This is a genomic window from Paenibacillus tepidiphilus, assembly GCF_008635795.1.
In the GTDB taxonomy this organism is placed as follows: Bacteria; Bacillota; Bacilli; order Paenibacillales; family Paenibacillaceae; genus Paenibacillus_AQ; species Paenibacillus_AQ tepidiphilus.
Window position 1 is genome coordinate 1 of the sequence record NZ_VWRQ01000033.1, and the last position, 14624, is coordinate 14624.

Sequence of the window (14624 nt, forward strand, 5' to 3'; positions counted from 1 at the left end):
CTAAATGAAGGCAAACGGCTTGATACCGTTCATATAATCGTTTATTTTTGGTCTTTCTCATCGCTTCAATTAGAGATTCGATTTCTGATATTCGGATTTTCATTGACCTCACCTCTTTTGGTTTCGGTCTGAATTATTTACCCAAATATTTCTTGTCTGATAATTTAATTCAACTTATATAGTTGGATATCCGCCACTTAAAATAGGTGGAAAATGGTGATTTCATCAATATCGGCCAATTGAAGTGGCGATAATCCAATAAGACGGCTGAAATCCGTAAAACAGGCTGAATTAGTGAGCGAAAATCGAATTAAAATGTTTAGTTCAATCTATATAGACAATAAGTAACCAGTTACCTATAATAATAAGTAACCGATTACCTATTCCACATTTAAGGAAGTGAACCACTTGGAACAAAGTGAACAACAGGCTTACATCCTGGGGGCCATGTTTGTGCTGGCCAACCGCCTGCAGTCGCTTGGCGATAAACTGGATGAGCAGCTCAGCACGAAGCAGTGGCTGGTGATTGCCGCTATCCTGAAGAGCGGGCTGGAAGCTCCCGCATTAACCGAGCTGGCCGGCATGATCGGCACCTCCAGACAGAACCTCAAGAAGCTGCTGCTGATTCTGGAGAAGCGGGGATTCGTCTCCCTGGCGCCGGACGGCAGCGACGCCCGCATTCTGCGGGTAAGATTGACCGGCAAATGCGGGGAGTATTTTGCAGGCAGAAGCAAGCGGGAAGAGCAATTCATGAAGAATTTGTTTCAGTCGTTCGGACCTGAACAAACAGACGGCCTGTATCGGGGATTAGCATTGCTCACCGCGAATATTTCACGCATGGAAAGTCAGTTAACCTATGAGGAAGAGGAGTAATCATACTATGGCATACGTATGGCTCGGCTTGTCCGCAATTGTGCTGACCGTGATCTTGTTCTTCAGGCTCCCGTACTCCGGGACCCAGGCTGAATTCCGGCGCATCACCGCCGCCAGGCTTGCGGATACCCCGCTACCTGTGGATTCATTCAGCGCAGACGACTGGAAGCATCTCCCCCTTCCTGTACGCAAATACTTGGACACCTCCGGTTTTGCCGGAACACCTCGAATGTCCTCAATGAGAGCTACATTCGGCCATGTGAAATTCGTTCTCTCATCGGGAAAACCCGCTGTGTCCATCGGCTACACGCAAGCTAATTTCGTCCAGCCCGTCGCACGGTTTGCTTTCATTGATACATCCTTATACGGCATTCCCTTTCAGGGACTCGATTCCTATGAGGATGGCCGCGGAGGGATGAAGGGCGTGCTGGCCAAAGCCTTTACCCTGTTCAACCAGCGCGGCCCGGAGATGGACCAGGCTTGCCTTGCGACTTATCTGGCGGAGGCGTTGTTGTTGCCAAGTGCGGCCTTACAGGATAATATCGCTTGGACGCCCATTGATGACACGCATGCCCAGGCCATTATTACCGCTTATGGCATTTCGGCCGGAGGGATCTTTACCTTTCGTGATAATGGCGAATGTATTTCATTCACCACGAATGACCGGACGGCCACGGGAATGGACGGTTCCATGCAGCAGGTACGCTGGTCTGCACTCATGGATGATTACCGGTCAGTGAACGGCATCCGCCAGCCTAACCGGCTGCAGGCCGTCTGGCATTATGAAACAGGGGATCTGGTTTATTTCGACAGCAGCCAGATTCAGATTGAATACCGGTGAAGCGTCACTTCAAGTGCTCCTTCACTTGGCATAACCACACCATATGGGGCGAGCCGGGTCCCCAATAATCCTCCACTACCTTATACGGCTGACCGAATTTACGACACCAGCGCTGCTGGGCTGACCTGTACCCGCTATCCAGGCAAAAGCTTGCAATGCCCCGCGCCGCAAGCGCAGACAGCATTGCCTCAATCAAAGCGGAGCCGATTCCCTGTCCTTGAAGTTCCGGCTGTACATACAAACTGCCCAACTCACCGATTCCATCCAGTTCGTGGGCAGTACAAATTCGGATTTCCTCGCCGCAGGGTCCGAAGGACACCGTTCCGGCAGCCCGTCCATGGACGCGGGCGACGAGAAATTCTGTGTCCGAACCGCCCGGCTGCAACGAAGCCGCCGCCAGCTCCTGTTTGTGGCGGACTTCCTGCCTGATCTCCTCATGCAAATGTCCGAGACCCTCCCGGTCAAAGGCACCGGTAATAGCCGTGGCAAAAATCCGGTTCACTTCCGGAATATCGTCTACCGTAAGGCTGCCGATGAATAGTGATTTAGGCCGATTCATGATAAAATACACCTCTTGCAGCAGATTGTTTCCTTGCCCGTGTTAATGATGTCATTACCTTCGTGTTATATTATGAACATACGGACTTGCAACTTCAATCCGAAAGGCGGTTTACCTCTTGAAATTACCTATTGAAGAAGCACGGCCCCTCTATGCAGCGGCTGCGGCATTTAAGAAGCTGGCCTGCTGGGAATGGATGACCAACAGCGACATCTTCGGGGTGCAGAATCCCGACAACGGTGAAATTGGATATTGCTGCATCATGGGAAACGGCGGAGAAATGTATGGTATGGCCGTATATCCCGGTACAAAAGGCCTGGAGGTGCTTCTGCGGATGCTCCAGGGCATTATGCCCTCCGATCCGCTGCGCACACAGCATTGTCTCATGTTATCCTTTGACGACCGCGACGAGCTGTACCCCGAAGAGTATCAGCAGCTCAAAGCGCTGGGGCTGTCCTTCCGGGGCCGCAATGCGTGGCCGACCTTCAGATTGTATGAACCGGGGTATGTCCCTTGGCCCGTACTGGACCACAGACAGCTTGCTTTCTTCACCCTTTGCCTGGAGCAGGCGTCAGAATATGCCCAAGCTGTACGCGGCAACCCGGAGCTATTACTTCTGGCCGACAACGGCCTGTTCCCGGTGAGAGTCCCCGAAAGCGGTCCGGATGGGACAATAAGCTGGAGCAGCAGGCTCCTCGCTCCTGCGCCGGAGGTGCCGCCGGCAGGAGAGCCGCCGGTCGCCGATTTTGATGAGCTGCACGGCGCCCGTGTCCGCAAGCTGCCGGTGCAGGCCGATGCACACTGGGAGATCGGGCAGTTCTTCCTTCCGGCACCTGTGCAGGACGGCGGCCGCCCCTTCTACCCGGAGGTACTGCTGATCGGTGATGAAGCGACAGGGATGATACTGCATTCGGCGGTCAAAGACAAGGCAGCGGCCTTCCGTAAAGACGCCTCTGACTTCCTTGATCTGCTGGAGCAACTCGGCCATAGGCCCCAGGGAATCATCTTCGCCGATGAACCATTGGCCCGTCTATGGCTGCCACTCCTGGAGTCGATCGGCATCGAGGCCTTTATGGCGGAAGGCCTGCCGCTGCTGGAAGATGCGATGTCCGGAATCAGGGACAGCTTCACTTAACCAGCCGGTATCCGGGTCAAGGTGGACATCGGCTGGCCGATATCACTCCATTGAAGAGCGGCGGTCCCCCCGTGAATGGGAGGACCGCCGCTCTGCTATTTTATAAGCAGGATTGTAGTGATCAGGAGCAAATTCGTATAATCTCCACTGCTAATCGGACCGTACAGAAGTTAATTCCGCGAAAAGCCCGGTTTTGCCGGATTAACGGACACTGGGTCCGTTAGCTGACGCATGGCCGTGGCCTATGATCTGGATCTGTATTAACCGACGCATGCCGGGGGTCTATGTGCCGAACTTGTATTAGCTGGCGTATGCCCGTGGCCTATAAGTCGGACTTGTATTTGTGCTTCAAGTCCTGCAGCGGCCCGAGATAGTCTTCGGCGATTTCCCACAGAATCAGCACAGCCCCGGCCACGCAAAAAGCGATTGCGATGTTAGCCGGAATCAAGCCACCGGTCTCCGAAAGGGCTTGCCAGAATCTCCCTTTGTCTCCGTTCCAGCCGTGCACTTCCGGCAGATGTTCCACCGCCTGATTGCGTACACTGACATACAGCACCAGCCCGAACAACAAAAAGGCGATGCCGCCGATCATCTTTTTCATCATATCCCCCTCTCTCCTACTCCTGGAGTCGATAATCATAACACTGTTCTGCAGGATAATATTTAATCAGGCCGATCCGCTCCAAATAGCCGTCAAAAGGCAGCGGCTCCTGATTTAAAATGTGAATAGCCTCATTCAGCCTGTCCGGCTCGAATCCGGTCGTAAGATAACAATCCGGCTTCCAGATTCCCGGTTCAAAGTAATCCCCTTCCATCTCCTGTCCAAATCCGCTCAGTGTCCGTCTGACCGCCATTTGCAGCTCAAGCAGCTCTATGGTAGCTGACACATCGAGAAACAGAACGGGCTGCTTGCCCGGATAGAGTCCGTAATTTTTGAAATGAAGGTTAAGTCTCTGGCACTCCCGGCAAAACTGCTCCAGCTCATACTGCATCCGGTCTGTCTCCAGCTCATTAAACACCGCCAATTTGATATGGGGATTATTGTTCGAGTGCCATATTTAGCTACTGACCTCAGTCTCGGCATACCGCCGCCAAATGCTCCGAATCCTCCGGTCTGACAATGCATCGAAATAGCCTACAACCGCGTATGGCATACCTGTTCCTTCTCCCCCTCAAACGACTGTTTCCAGCAGTCCGCGTAAGGCCTGAATGGATTTCCAGACCAGTTCCTCGTCCTGCACCCCCTCATGCGCCAGCAGCTTCGCCGGGAAGAACAGTCCCTCCATCAGCGACCACTGCATATCCTGCATAAAAAGCTCCCAGCCGTAACTGCTGCCCACCTGGGCGTTCAACAAGCCGTAATACTGCCGCAGTATTTCCAGCGTCCCCGCTCCGCCATGATAGAAATCATGCACGAAGAGCATAACCAGATCCTCCGTGCAAAGTCCAATCCGTACTGCCTCCAGATCAATCAGCACCGGTATAGCGCCGGGAACCGCAGGATACAGCACATTGCAGGCATTCAAGTCGCCGTGAAGGATTGTTGTATGACGGCGGGCGTGGATGCGTTCAATATAACCTCCGGCGTTCTCCTGCAGCCTGCGCAGGCTGTTCTCATACAGCGAATATTCTTCCGCCCCCAGCCGGAACGGATAGTACTGCCGGAAATGGGCATAATCCCGCTCGACATACCCCAGATGCTCCAGGTATTTCTCCAGACTTTCCAAATGCTGCGGCAGCGGCAGACCTCTCTCGCCCCAGCCTTCGGCATGGAACCCCGCAATCAGCTCCAGCAGACGGTGCACCGGCTCGGCCTCCAGCGGCGCGTTCCAGTCAGCGATATTCCCGTGGGTGGGTGTCAGATCCTCCAGCAGCAGAATCCCTTCCTCTGTCAAAGCGTCATACGCATTGTAAAAGACCTTGGGAAGGCTCGCCTTTCTTCCGCCGAACAACCTGTACATCGCGTTCTCAACCGGCTCCGCCTGTGCTGCGGTAACCTTCTCCAGCAGCTGCAGCGAAGCCCCTGTTTCCCCTCCTTCTGCTCCTTCACCGCCTTCTCCGCGTTCTGCCAGCAGGCTTACCGGCCGCAGAACCGCCCGGCCCCGGGTAATCGGCTCGCCGGTGCTAATCTTCCCGGCAAGCCCGTGGTTATTCATAATTGCTGTTAATTGCTGCTCTGTCAGCGGCATATTGTTCTCTCCTTTGTGGTTGGTGCTATTCCAAACCATGATTCTCAGCCCGGCATGGAGCTGAACCGGTACAGACACCTATTCTCCGCTTCTGTCATAAACAGAGTAGTAAAGGGGGAGTCCGGGTGGGCAAGGCAGATAACGGGAACAGGTGGGCGATCTTTCTGGCGGCGGTCTGCGCCCAGACTTATGCCCAATACAGTAATGCGGACGGGGCATTTGTCATTCCGCGCGGCTATACACAGACAGCAACCATCGAAGCCGTATCCATCGCCGGTGTTAAGGAACGCTTCGGGTTCATCCTTGAATCTGAGGAGGCTATCATCGTCGCTTTCCGGGGAACCAGCTCGGCCACCGACTGGTTCTCGGACATGATAGCTTCCCAGAAGCGGTTCAAGTACATCAAGGAAGATGTCCTGACCCACCGCGGATTCACGGACATCTACAGCTCCGCCCGGCCAGGCATATTGTCTGCACTGCGGGAGCTGCCCGCCGGTAAGAGCCTCTACGTCACGGGCCACAGCCTCGGGGCAGCGCTTGCAACGCTGTGTGCCGCAGATGTTGCGGCTAACACCGGCCACCTTCCGCCGCTCCTTTACACGTACGGTTCTCCCCGCGTCGGGGACCCCGACTTCGCAAAAGCCGCTGGGAGCTATGCCGCCGCCATCTTCCGCTATGCGAATCCGTTCGATATTGTCGTACACGCACCGCCCACCGTCTACAAGCTGCCGAAGCGGGAGAAGAAATACTATTACAGCCACGTCCGTCCGCTGTATTCCTTGCCCTTCCAGAACGGTGCCATCGGGCTCAATCATATTATCAGCAGCTATTTCGCCGAGCTGTCCAAATCCGACCCGCAATTTACAAAAGAATTACGCTTAGCCAATCCGGGGTTCTGTCCGGTCCCTGCAGTACGGGTTATGGTCTGATTAACGCACTGCATCCGCGAAGGTAGCCCCCCCATTCTCCAAATATTGTAACTCTCCTTACTGCCGCCAACCTATGAAGGATTGCACTCCGGAATAACAAAAAAAACCGGCCGCCGTCATCCAACGGCGGGCCGGTTCATTCATTTGATGGGCAGTACGGCTGCCGAAGAAGATCCGCACTGGACATCACACCCAAGTTTTTTACCGTTACAGCGATTCTCTGATCACTCTCTTATAATAAACCACAGACAGCAAACCAAAGATTGAATACAGCACCGTGTAGAGCACCATGACAATGACCGTCGGCGTCAGCATTTCCGTGCCGAATAAGAACCAGCCGGATTTGACGGCGAAATAGCTGTGGAATAAGCCGACGATCAGCGGAATGCCGAAATTGAACAGCTGCTTGAACTGGATACCCCGCAGCAGATCGCCCTGAGTAAAGCCCAGCTTCCGGAGGATCGTATAGCCGCCCTTCTCCTCTTCGCCCTCATCCATCTGCTTGAAGTAGAGGATACAGCCGGAGGTAATGAGGAAGGTGAGTCCCAGGAAGCCGACGATGAACATGATCATGCCCATGCTTGTGCGCTGGTTTATTTCAAACTCATACTGTGAGTAGCTCGGGAATTTCCAGGTGTCCTCTTTAACCCGGGCGTTCTCCTGGGCGGTGTAGATTTCGTACGCCTGCTTCATCTGTCCGCGGTCCTTCAGATTCAGGCCATAATACTCCGTTGGAACATTCTTTTGCGATGCCGGATGGCTAACCTTAACCAGCTTCTGATAGTCCGCTTCATCCACTACGAATACGCCGCTTCCGGAACCGAAGCGATAAGGCATCACCGCTTCACTGGTGATTCCGTTCAGTTTCATTGGAACTGTATCTTCCGTAGTATTGAAGCCCAGTTCTCCCGTCTCCTTCATCGGCATGAAGTTCTTCAGGGCGCCGCTAAGTCCCATCAGGCGCGTCTCCCCCGGCTTCACATCTATATTTCCGAGGCTGCTGTCGCTGATAACGGCTGTGAACAATTGTTTGTCTTCATCTTTTTGATACACCGTTTTGCCCATAACCTGCGACGCATCCACGGTCATATAAAAAGTAGGAATGTAAAGTTCCTCGTACTTGATTCCCGCCTGATCGAGGGCAGCAGTGAACTTTTCCTTCAACTCCAGCTTCACAAACCCGAAGTCCTGCGGCGAGCTCTCCCGCGCCTGCGCTTCCGCCGAATAATACGAGATATAGCTCAAGGACAGGAGGCCGATGGCGAGTGCCGATACGGTCGTAATGATCGTCAGCAGCAGCGCATTTGATTTCATCCGGAACATGATGGAAGACAGGGACAGGACCTCGTTAATCGACAGGTAGCCCTTTTTACGTTTGCGGATCAGGTTGAATACGAAGCTGACCGAGCCTTTATAGAACAGATAGGTTCCGACGATAACCAGAGCCAGAATAGCAATCATCGCCGCCATCAGATCCGTCATATCGACGAACTTGCCGCCGAACAGCTGCGTTGAGATGTAATATCCGCCGATGATGAAGGCGATGCCGAGCACACCCATGATAATCTCCCGCACCGGCATCTTCCGCACCCGCTCCTGTGTGGTGGAGTTCACCCGGAACAGCGAGAGAATGCTCTGCCCCTTGATGAACATATAGTTCATCAGCATAATAAGCACATAAATGGCGGCGAACACAAGGACGGTCTGCCGCAGGGCTTCCGTAGAGAAACGCAGCTTCGCCGCCACCTCAATCTCGAGGATTTTGAACAGAATCATCAGAATCAGGCGGGAACCGGCAAAGCCGGCCAAGATCCCCAGCACCATCGATCCGAAATAGAGAATCAGGTTCTCGGCGCTCAGCAGCTTGAAGATCCGTCCTTTGGTCAGACCGATCAGCTGAAACAGACCGATTTCCTTGCTGCGCCGTTTGATGAAGATCGTGTTGGCATAGAGCAGGAAGATCGCAACGATGGCAATCAGCAGCACTGAAGAGGCGCCTATGGCCGCTCCGCCTTTGATCGTGCCCTCCATTACATCCAGGGAAGGATCGTATTTAAGGGTCACGAAGGAGAAGTACAGCGCCACCCCGAACACCAGCGCGAAGACGTAGAGATAGTAGTTCTTGATGTTCTTTTTCAGATTGCGCAGGATGATTACATTCAGGCTCATTGCTGGACACCGCCCAGCACGCCTTGGGTCTTGATGATGTCATTAAAGAAGGACTGCCGGTCCTCCTCGCCCTTGTTCAGCTGGGTGTACACCTGTCCGTCGCGGATGAACACCACCCGGCTGCAATAGCTGGCGGCTGCAGGGTCATGCGTTACCATTACTATCGTCGCCTGATGCTTCTGGTTCATGTCGGCCAGCTTGTTCAGCAGATCCGAGGCGGATTTGGAATCCAGCGCCCCGGTCGGCTCATCGGCAAAAATAATGCCCGGATCATGCACAAACGCCCGCGCCGCACTCGTCCGCTGCTTCTGCCCGCCGGAAATCTCCGCCGGATATTTATCCTTCAGCTCGTAAATGCCCAGCTCGCCGGCCACCTGCTCGAACTTGCGGTGTGCATCCTTCTTCGAGATTCCGGTGATGGACAGCGGCAGCAGCACATTTTCCTTGACTGTCAGCGTGTCCAGCAGATTGTAATCCTGAAAAATAAACCCGAGATGCTGCTTGCGGAATTCAGCCAGCTGCTTCTCCTTCATCGCCGTGAATTCCTTGCCTTCGATTTCAATCGTGCCCCGGGTAACCCGGTCTATGGAGGAGAGCACGTTCAGCAGGGTCGTTTTGCCGGAGCCGGAAGCGCCCATAATGCCGACGAATTCGCCTTTCTCCACCGTCAGGTCGATGCCTTTAAGCACCTCCTGCTTGTTGAATTTGTTGCCGTATGTTTTGTAAATTTTGTTAGCCTGTAGGATTGCCACTTGTTCATCCACTCCTTTTCTATATTTCCATCTTAAGCGGATGGGGCGGATTTATCCTGCGATTCCCCGAACAAAATGAAGGAGCATGTGACATTGTTGTCACATGCCCGTTATGCGCACGAAATCGTTCTCCCGCGGAAAAGTGAGCGTAAGGGTGGTGCCTGCTCCGGCGGCGGACGTGACCCCAATCTCGATCAGAAGCTCCTTCGCCACCTGCTTCGCCAAATACAGCCCCATCCCTGTAGCCGCACCTTCCTGCCGCCCGGCGGAGGAAGTAAAGCCTTTATCGAAGATGCGCGGCAAATCCTTGGCCTCTATGCCCCTGCCTTGGTCCGTTATAGTCAGCACAGCATGCTCATGTTCAAGTCTGCTTTCAACTGTAATGTCTGACGCCTCGCTGTATTTGACGCTGTTTGTCAGCAGCTGGCGCAGGATGAATCCGAGCCATTTGCCGTCAGTCAGCACCTCTTCCGCCTCAAGCGACACATCGAAGCCGATGCCCTTCGGGATGCACCATGACTTCAGCGCCCGGATCTCGGCATGGAGAATCGGCTCCAGCCTGGTCCGTTCAATGAACAGATCGTTGCGCATGAACGGAATCCGCTTCTGGTGCAGCTGCTGGTCAAGCAGGTGATGAATTCGCAGCCACTCATAATTTAGGCGGGTCTGCAGCGGTTCATCCGGAATCCGCTCGATCATCAGCTGCATGGCGGTCAGCGGCGTCTTCACTTCATGAATCCAGGACAACAGCTCATCCTTCTCCTGCTCCAGCAGCTGAATATTCTCTTCAGCTTCCCTCCGGTAACGGGACGTCTGACCTTCCACCGCCTCCTGGACAATTTCCTGGAAGGGGCTGTCAGCCCCCGAGATGGCTCCGAGCTCATACACCTCGTCCCAGGCAGCCATTTTGGCATAAAACCGTGTTTCTCTCGGATACCTGAACAGCATAAATACCGCACAGACCAGCACATTGAGCATCACGATATAAAGAATAGGCAAAAACGGAATCGATGCGTCGATATAGGCTACGAACAACAGGAGCAGTTGCAGGCCTCCCAGCAGGAGCAGCCAGCTCCGTCTTTCTTGTATGTATTTAAGAATCATAAAGCTTCCTCTTCCGTGGCCATATACCCTTGTCCGACCTTCGTCTCAATGTACGCGTCGAGGCCCAGCGGCTCCAGCTTCTTGCGCAGCCGGTTCACATTCACCGTCAACGTATTGTCGCTGACAAAATGCTCATTGTCCCACAGCTCCTTGATCAGGTCTTCGCGGCTGACGATCCTGTTCTTCCGTTCCGCCAGAATCCGCAGAATAAACATCTCATTCTTGGTGAGCAGAACCGAACCCTTGCCGTTGCTCACAGTATTCTTGCCATACTCAATCGTCGCCTCCCGCCAAGTCTTGAGCAAGGTGCCTTCCGTGCTGTAATTGTACACCCGGCGCAGGGTGGCCTGGATTTTGGCGACCAGTACCTCAAAGTGAAACGGCTTCTGCATGAAATCATCCGCTCCGAACTGCATCGCCATCACCATATCGCTGGGATGATCCCGGGAGGAGAGAAAGATGATCGGCACATTGGAATGCGCGCGCAGCATCCGGCACCAATGAAAGCCGTCGAATTGCGGCAGCTGGATATCGATCACCACCAGCTCCGGCTGCACCGCCGTGAACTCCTGCAGCACTTTGCCGAAATCGCCGACGCCGTGCACCTCATAGCCCCACTGGGATAAGCGTTCTTTGATCTCGTTATATAACGTAATGTCATCTTCGATCAGCATGATTTTGAACATGGGACCTCCTGCATTTCAGACGCAACCATAATATGGATTATGCGTATAATTGACAGCCTTCTATACATAACACAGCCTAACATAATCGTCACCCTTGAACAATTGATCATACCGGAGGGATGAGATGAAACAGCATTTCATGGATTCATTGGAGAGCGGGTCACTGCAAGGAGTACAGAGTGTACCCAAAAGCGATTTGCACAACCATGCTGGGCGCGGAGGCAATGTTCGTTACATCGAGGAATGGGCAGGCGTGAAGATTGCGGCGCCTCCGTCTGTGTTCGACTCGCTGGGAGACATGGCGAATTGGTTCAATACCCATGTCAAAACTGTATGTCCCGGCACCCCGGGATATCTGAAGCGGGTAGAGGCTTCATTCGTACAGGCCGGTGAAGACCGGATCTCGCTGCTGGCGCTGAGCTTCGGCTTGGATGAAATCGACACTTTGGGCGGGATGGAGCCCTTCATGAAGACGATGGACGGATTTCGCGAGCGGTATGCTCCGGATACCCGGTTTCTCCCCGAGCTTGCCTTTGACCGGGCCTGCAATGCGGATGAGGCCTTCGAACGGCTGGATGAGATATTGGGGTATGGGTGGTTCCGCTCGGCAGACATTTGCTGTGACGAACTGGCCGCACCGATTGTAAAGTTCAAGCGAATCTACCGGAAAGCCAAATCCGTCGGGCTTGTCCTGAAGGCGCATGTCGGAGAGTTCGGCAGCGCCGATGATGTCATGGAAGCGGTTGAGGAACTCGAGCTGCACGAGGTTCACCACGGCGTAGCAGCGGCTAAGTCTCCGCAGATCATGCGCTGGCTGGCGGATCACCGCATCCGGCTGAACGTATGTCCCACCAGTAATGTGATGCTGGGCGTAGCGGAGAGCTATGCCTCCCATCCCATCCGTAAGCTGTTCGACTATGGGGTGCCGGTTACAGTCAACAGCGATGACCTGCTGATCTTTAATCAGAGCGTGTCACAGGAATATATGAATTTATATCGGTGCGGCCTGATGACGGCCGAGGAGCTTAACCGGGTCCGGGAAACCGGGTTACTGGTTCAGGATTAGCTGACGGAAGCTATTCAAGGGCCGCTGAACTCTCTGGTGTATAGAAGCGGACTAGCTTGAACCTGCGGTTAGCCTCTGGATCAAAGGTACTGGATAACAGAGTATGCATAACATCCTCGAAAGTGAGCTGCGAATCGCGCGCCAGCACAATAACCCCGTTCAGGCGGGACGGATTCCCGAACTGCCCTTCCAGGCTCAACAGATACGGGAAGGGCTCTTTGGTCTGCGGCTCTGTAGAGCTATCAAATAGGTAGTACTGTTCATCCTGGAAGAACACATCCTGGAAGTATGGCCCTTCAAGCACACTCTCCTGGAAATTGGCCAGACGCACAGCGGCATCGCTGCCCTCAGCCGCTTTAACGGCGAACGCATCCCAGGCTTCCCCATTGGCAATTATATCGCCCTCTTCAGCGACGATGTAGCCTGCTGCTTCTGCTTCTTCTCTAGTGTAGTCAGGCATGTCGGCGAAGCCGGTATAGTCCCCCACGTCATCCAATGCCAGGGGCTGAGCGGCCGGTTCTTCATTAGTGGCGCATCCGGTAAGTCCTCCTGCGTAACAGGCCATCGCCAGTAATATCGCAGCTATTTTCTTCATGGGTATAATGCCTCCTGTGGACAAGGATAATTACATGCACACAAACTCGTCAACTAATCGTATTATACTATTTTCTGCCAAATTCAGCGTAAGGCCTGTGGAGGAAATATCCTGTTATCATTAAATTCGATTGAACTCTAATTAGATATATGTATAATTAGTTGTGTAAGATGATATACTGCACACAAGAAAGGAGAATGGGAATGAGCACTAAATTGGACAATTTTCTGGACCCTGAGCGCAAAATCCGCAATTGGCCCGTCAAGCGGAGCAACCAGAAGCTGGTGATCGAATATCTGGGTACAAAGTTCAGCAATGAAGTGGAGTATACCGAGGCGGAAGTCAATGAGATTATCAAGCAGAATCACACGTATAACGATCATTGTTGTCTGAGGCGGGAGCTCGTGGATTATCATGTCCTCGAACGGACCGGCGACGGGCGCGTGTACTGGAAGCCCCGGCAGGAAACGGTGAGCGAGTGAACGTAAGCATTAGAAGCGGCAGGAGAAACGATGGGGTTTCCCCTGCCCTATTTTTTTGAAGCGGAAGTATTCAATCTTGTTTGGCTATAATGGACTGCTCTCACATATCTCCGAACAGCTCATCAAGCTGACTGTGATTGCGGGAGAGCCACAGCATTTCTTCGGCAAATCTGGCCGGTGACGCACTATGCCGGTCCATCTGTTTGTTAATCCACCATTCGCTCTCCATATACCAGAGCATCCGCAATGACTCTGCCAGCCTACCCTTGGCGAAGCTCTGTTCCTTCCGGTAGCCTTCAAGGCAAGCCTTGACCTTGTCAGTCTGGAAGCCGGTTTCCTGAAGCGAGCAGGAAATCACCGCCCGGGCAAGGTCCAGCTCGGGATAATCGTAGCGCAGCCGGTCAAAGTCCAGAATGGCCGAGAGCCCGTCCTCCTCGAACAGTATATTGTCCACCCACAGGTCCCGGTGCGCCAGTCCTTTAGCCACTTTACCAAGTATCGTCAGATCAAATGCCTCTGTAGCCTTAAGCTGCAGCTCCATGATTTCTGCAAGCCAAGCCTTGCCGTCCGCCTCAGCTTCCTTGCAGGCATTCTGCCAATGCAGCATTCTGGCTTCTTTGCCGGGAGGCAAGAATTGCGGCTCCTTGTAAGGCAGCGGAGCGTTATCGTTCAGCAGCCGGTGCATTCTCCCCGTCTGACAGCCTAATGCATACATTTGGCTCTCCTTGGCCGTGCCGGGCCGCACCGTATATCCCGGGCAGTACTCCATTACGACGAAGAGCTGTCCGCTCTCCGTGACTTGCATAATCTCACCGTTATGCGTCAGAAGACGGGGACATGCCACTCCTTCTGCCTGTAATTGCTGGTGGAATTGCAGCGCCCCGCGCAGATCCTCCAGATTGTACTTCTTCAGCCGCCCGGCGTTGTACTGCTTCAGCAAATACACCCCGGAGCTCGTTTCGAGCTTCCATTTCAGATTCAGCCATCCGCGCTTGACCTGCACGGCTTTCTGAACGTCCAGTCCAAAATAATATTTACAGCTGCTTTCGAGTTCCTGGTACACAACATCCGGATCATCTTCCACTATAGGCTTCATCCGACGATTCTCCTCTGCTCCATTTCACCTGCTTGATGTCTTCACTATACTAAGACGATGAGTAAGAACAATCAAGTAACGGGGGACTGTCCCGTAATCCATGAAATGGTTGTCTGGGACAGTTCCTTTATTTAACTATGACCTTGAG

Annotated in this window: 16 protein-coding genes; 6 read left to right on the forward strand and 10 right to left on the reverse strand. The window is 53.5% G+C overall.

Features of this window, described 5'->3' with window-relative positions:
* Positions 1–399 precede the first annotated feature (399 nt).
* Positions 400–873 (forward strand): helix-turn-helix domain-containing protein, encoded by a 474-nt coding sequence (locus F1379_RS27495; protein WP_239004840.1) that lies wholly within the window; start codon positions 400–402, stop codon positions 871–873.
* Between the two features lie 7 nt (positions 874–880).
* The gene (locus F1379_RS27500; RefSeq protein ID WP_150275668.1) at positions 881–1714 is read left to right on the forward strand and encodes a DUF6544 family protein; all 834 of its coding nucleotides are present in this window, start codon (positions 881–883) and stop codon (positions 1712–1714) included.
* 4 nt (positions 1715–1718) lie between these two features.
* Here F1379_RS27500 and F1379_RS27505 read toward each other — a convergent pair whose 3' ends face one another.
* Positions 1719–2273 carry a GNAT family N-acetyltransferase gene (locus F1379_RS27505; RefSeq protein ID WP_150275669.1) on the reverse strand — a complete coding sequence of 185 codons (555 nt, stop codon included), beginning with the start codon at positions 2271–2273 and terminating at the stop codon, positions 1719–1721.
* A gap of 118 nt (positions 2274–2391) precedes the next feature.
* On the opposite strand from F1379_RS27505, the gene F1379_RS27510 reads away from it, so the two are divergent.
* Positions 2392–3408 (forward strand): DUF7309 domain-containing protein, encoded by a 1017-nt coding sequence (locus F1379_RS27510; protein WP_150275670.1) that lies wholly within the window; start codon positions 2392–2394, stop codon positions 3406–3408.
* Positions 3409–3730: 322 nt separating this feature from the next.
* On the opposite strand, the gene F1379_RS27515 is transcribed toward F1379_RS27510, so the two are convergent.
* From F1379_RS27515 to F1379_RS27525, 3 genes are all read right to left on the reverse strand, one after another.
* On the reverse strand, positions 3731–4012 hold the full coding sequence (locus F1379_RS27515; protein ID WP_150275671.1) for a hypothetical protein: 282 nt from the start codon (positions 4010–4012) through the stop codon (positions 3731–3733).
* A 13-nt stretch (positions 4013–4025) separates the two neighbouring features.
* Complete coding sequence (locus F1379_RS27520; RefSeq protein ID WP_150275672.1) at positions 4026–4466, reverse strand: 2'-5' RNA ligase family protein; 441 nt, start codon at positions 4464–4466, stop codon at positions 4026–4028.
* A 114-nt stretch (positions 4467–4580) separates the two neighbouring features.
* Positions 4581–5597 carry a phosphotransferase gene (locus F1379_RS27525; protein ID WP_162551301.1) on the reverse strand — a complete coding sequence of 339 codons (1017 nt, stop codon included), beginning with the start codon at positions 5595–5597 and terminating at the stop codon, positions 4581–4583.
* A 125-nt stretch (positions 5598–5722) separates the two neighbouring features.
* Between F1379_RS27525 and F1379_RS27530 the strand changes: the two genes are divergently transcribed.
* Positions 5723–6526, forward strand: coding sequence for a lipase family protein (locus F1379_RS27530; RefSeq protein ID WP_150275674.1), 804 nt, complete (start codon positions 5723–5725; stop codon positions 6524–6526).
* 207 nt (positions 6527–6733) lie between these two features.
* Here the strand turns inward: F1379_RS27530 and F1379_RS27535 are convergent, their stop codons facing one another.
* From F1379_RS27535 to F1379_RS27550, 4 genes are all read right to left on the reverse strand, one after another.
* Positions 6734–8695 carry an ABC transporter permease gene (locus F1379_RS27535; protein ID WP_150275675.1) on the reverse strand — a complete coding sequence of 654 codons (1962 nt, stop codon included), beginning with the start codon at positions 8693–8695 and terminating at the stop codon, positions 6734–6736.
* Positions 8692–9447, reverse strand: coding sequence for an ABC transporter ATP-binding protein (locus F1379_RS27540; RefSeq protein ID WP_150275676.1), 756 nt, complete (start codon positions 9445–9447; stop codon positions 8692–8694). The genes F1379_RS27535 and F1379_RS27540 overlap by 4 nt, the downstream gene beginning before the upstream one ends.
* A gap of 99 nt (positions 9448–9546) precedes the next feature.
* Complete coding sequence (locus F1379_RS27545) at positions 9547–10551, reverse strand: sensor histidine kinase (protein ID WP_150275677.1); 1005 nt, start codon at positions 10549–10551, stop codon at positions 9547–9549.
* Positions 10548–11237 carry a response regulator transcription factor gene (locus tag F1379_RS27550; RefSeq protein ID WP_150275678.1) on the reverse strand — a complete coding sequence of 230 codons (690 nt, stop codon included), beginning with the start codon at positions 11235–11237 and terminating at the stop codon, positions 10548–10550. The genes F1379_RS27545 and F1379_RS27550 overlap by 4 nt, the downstream gene beginning before the upstream one ends.
* A gap of 124 nt (positions 11238–11361) precedes the next feature.
* Here F1379_RS27550 and F1379_RS27555 point away from each other — a divergent pair, with 124 nt between their 5' ends.
* Positions 11362–12303 (forward strand): amidohydrolase family protein, encoded by a 942-nt coding sequence (locus F1379_RS27555; protein ID WP_150275679.1) that lies wholly within the window; start codon positions 11362–11364, stop codon positions 12301–12303.
* Between the two features lie 10 nt (positions 12304–12313).
* Here F1379_RS27555 and F1379_RS27560 read toward each other — a convergent pair whose 3' ends face one another.
* Positions 12314–12898 (reverse strand): hypothetical protein, encoded by a 585-nt coding sequence (locus F1379_RS27560; RefSeq protein WP_150275680.1) that lies wholly within the window; start codon positions 12896–12898, stop codon positions 12314–12316.
* A gap of 203 nt (positions 12899–13101) precedes the next feature.
* Here F1379_RS27560 and F1379_RS27565 point away from each other — a divergent pair, with 203 nt between their 5' ends.
* Positions 13102–13380 (forward strand): DUF2087 domain-containing protein, encoded by a 279-nt coding sequence (locus F1379_RS27565; protein ID WP_162551302.1) that lies wholly within the window; start codon positions 13102–13104, stop codon positions 13378–13380.
* A 100-nt stretch (positions 13381–13480) separates the two neighbouring features.
* Here F1379_RS27565 and F1379_RS27570 read toward each other — a convergent pair whose 3' ends face one another.
* Positions 13481–14476, reverse strand: coding sequence for a phosphotransferase enzyme family protein (locus F1379_RS27570; RefSeq protein ID WP_150275682.1), 996 nt, complete (start codon positions 14474–14476; stop codon positions 13481–13483).
* Between the last annotated feature and the right edge of the window lie 148 nt (positions 14477–14624).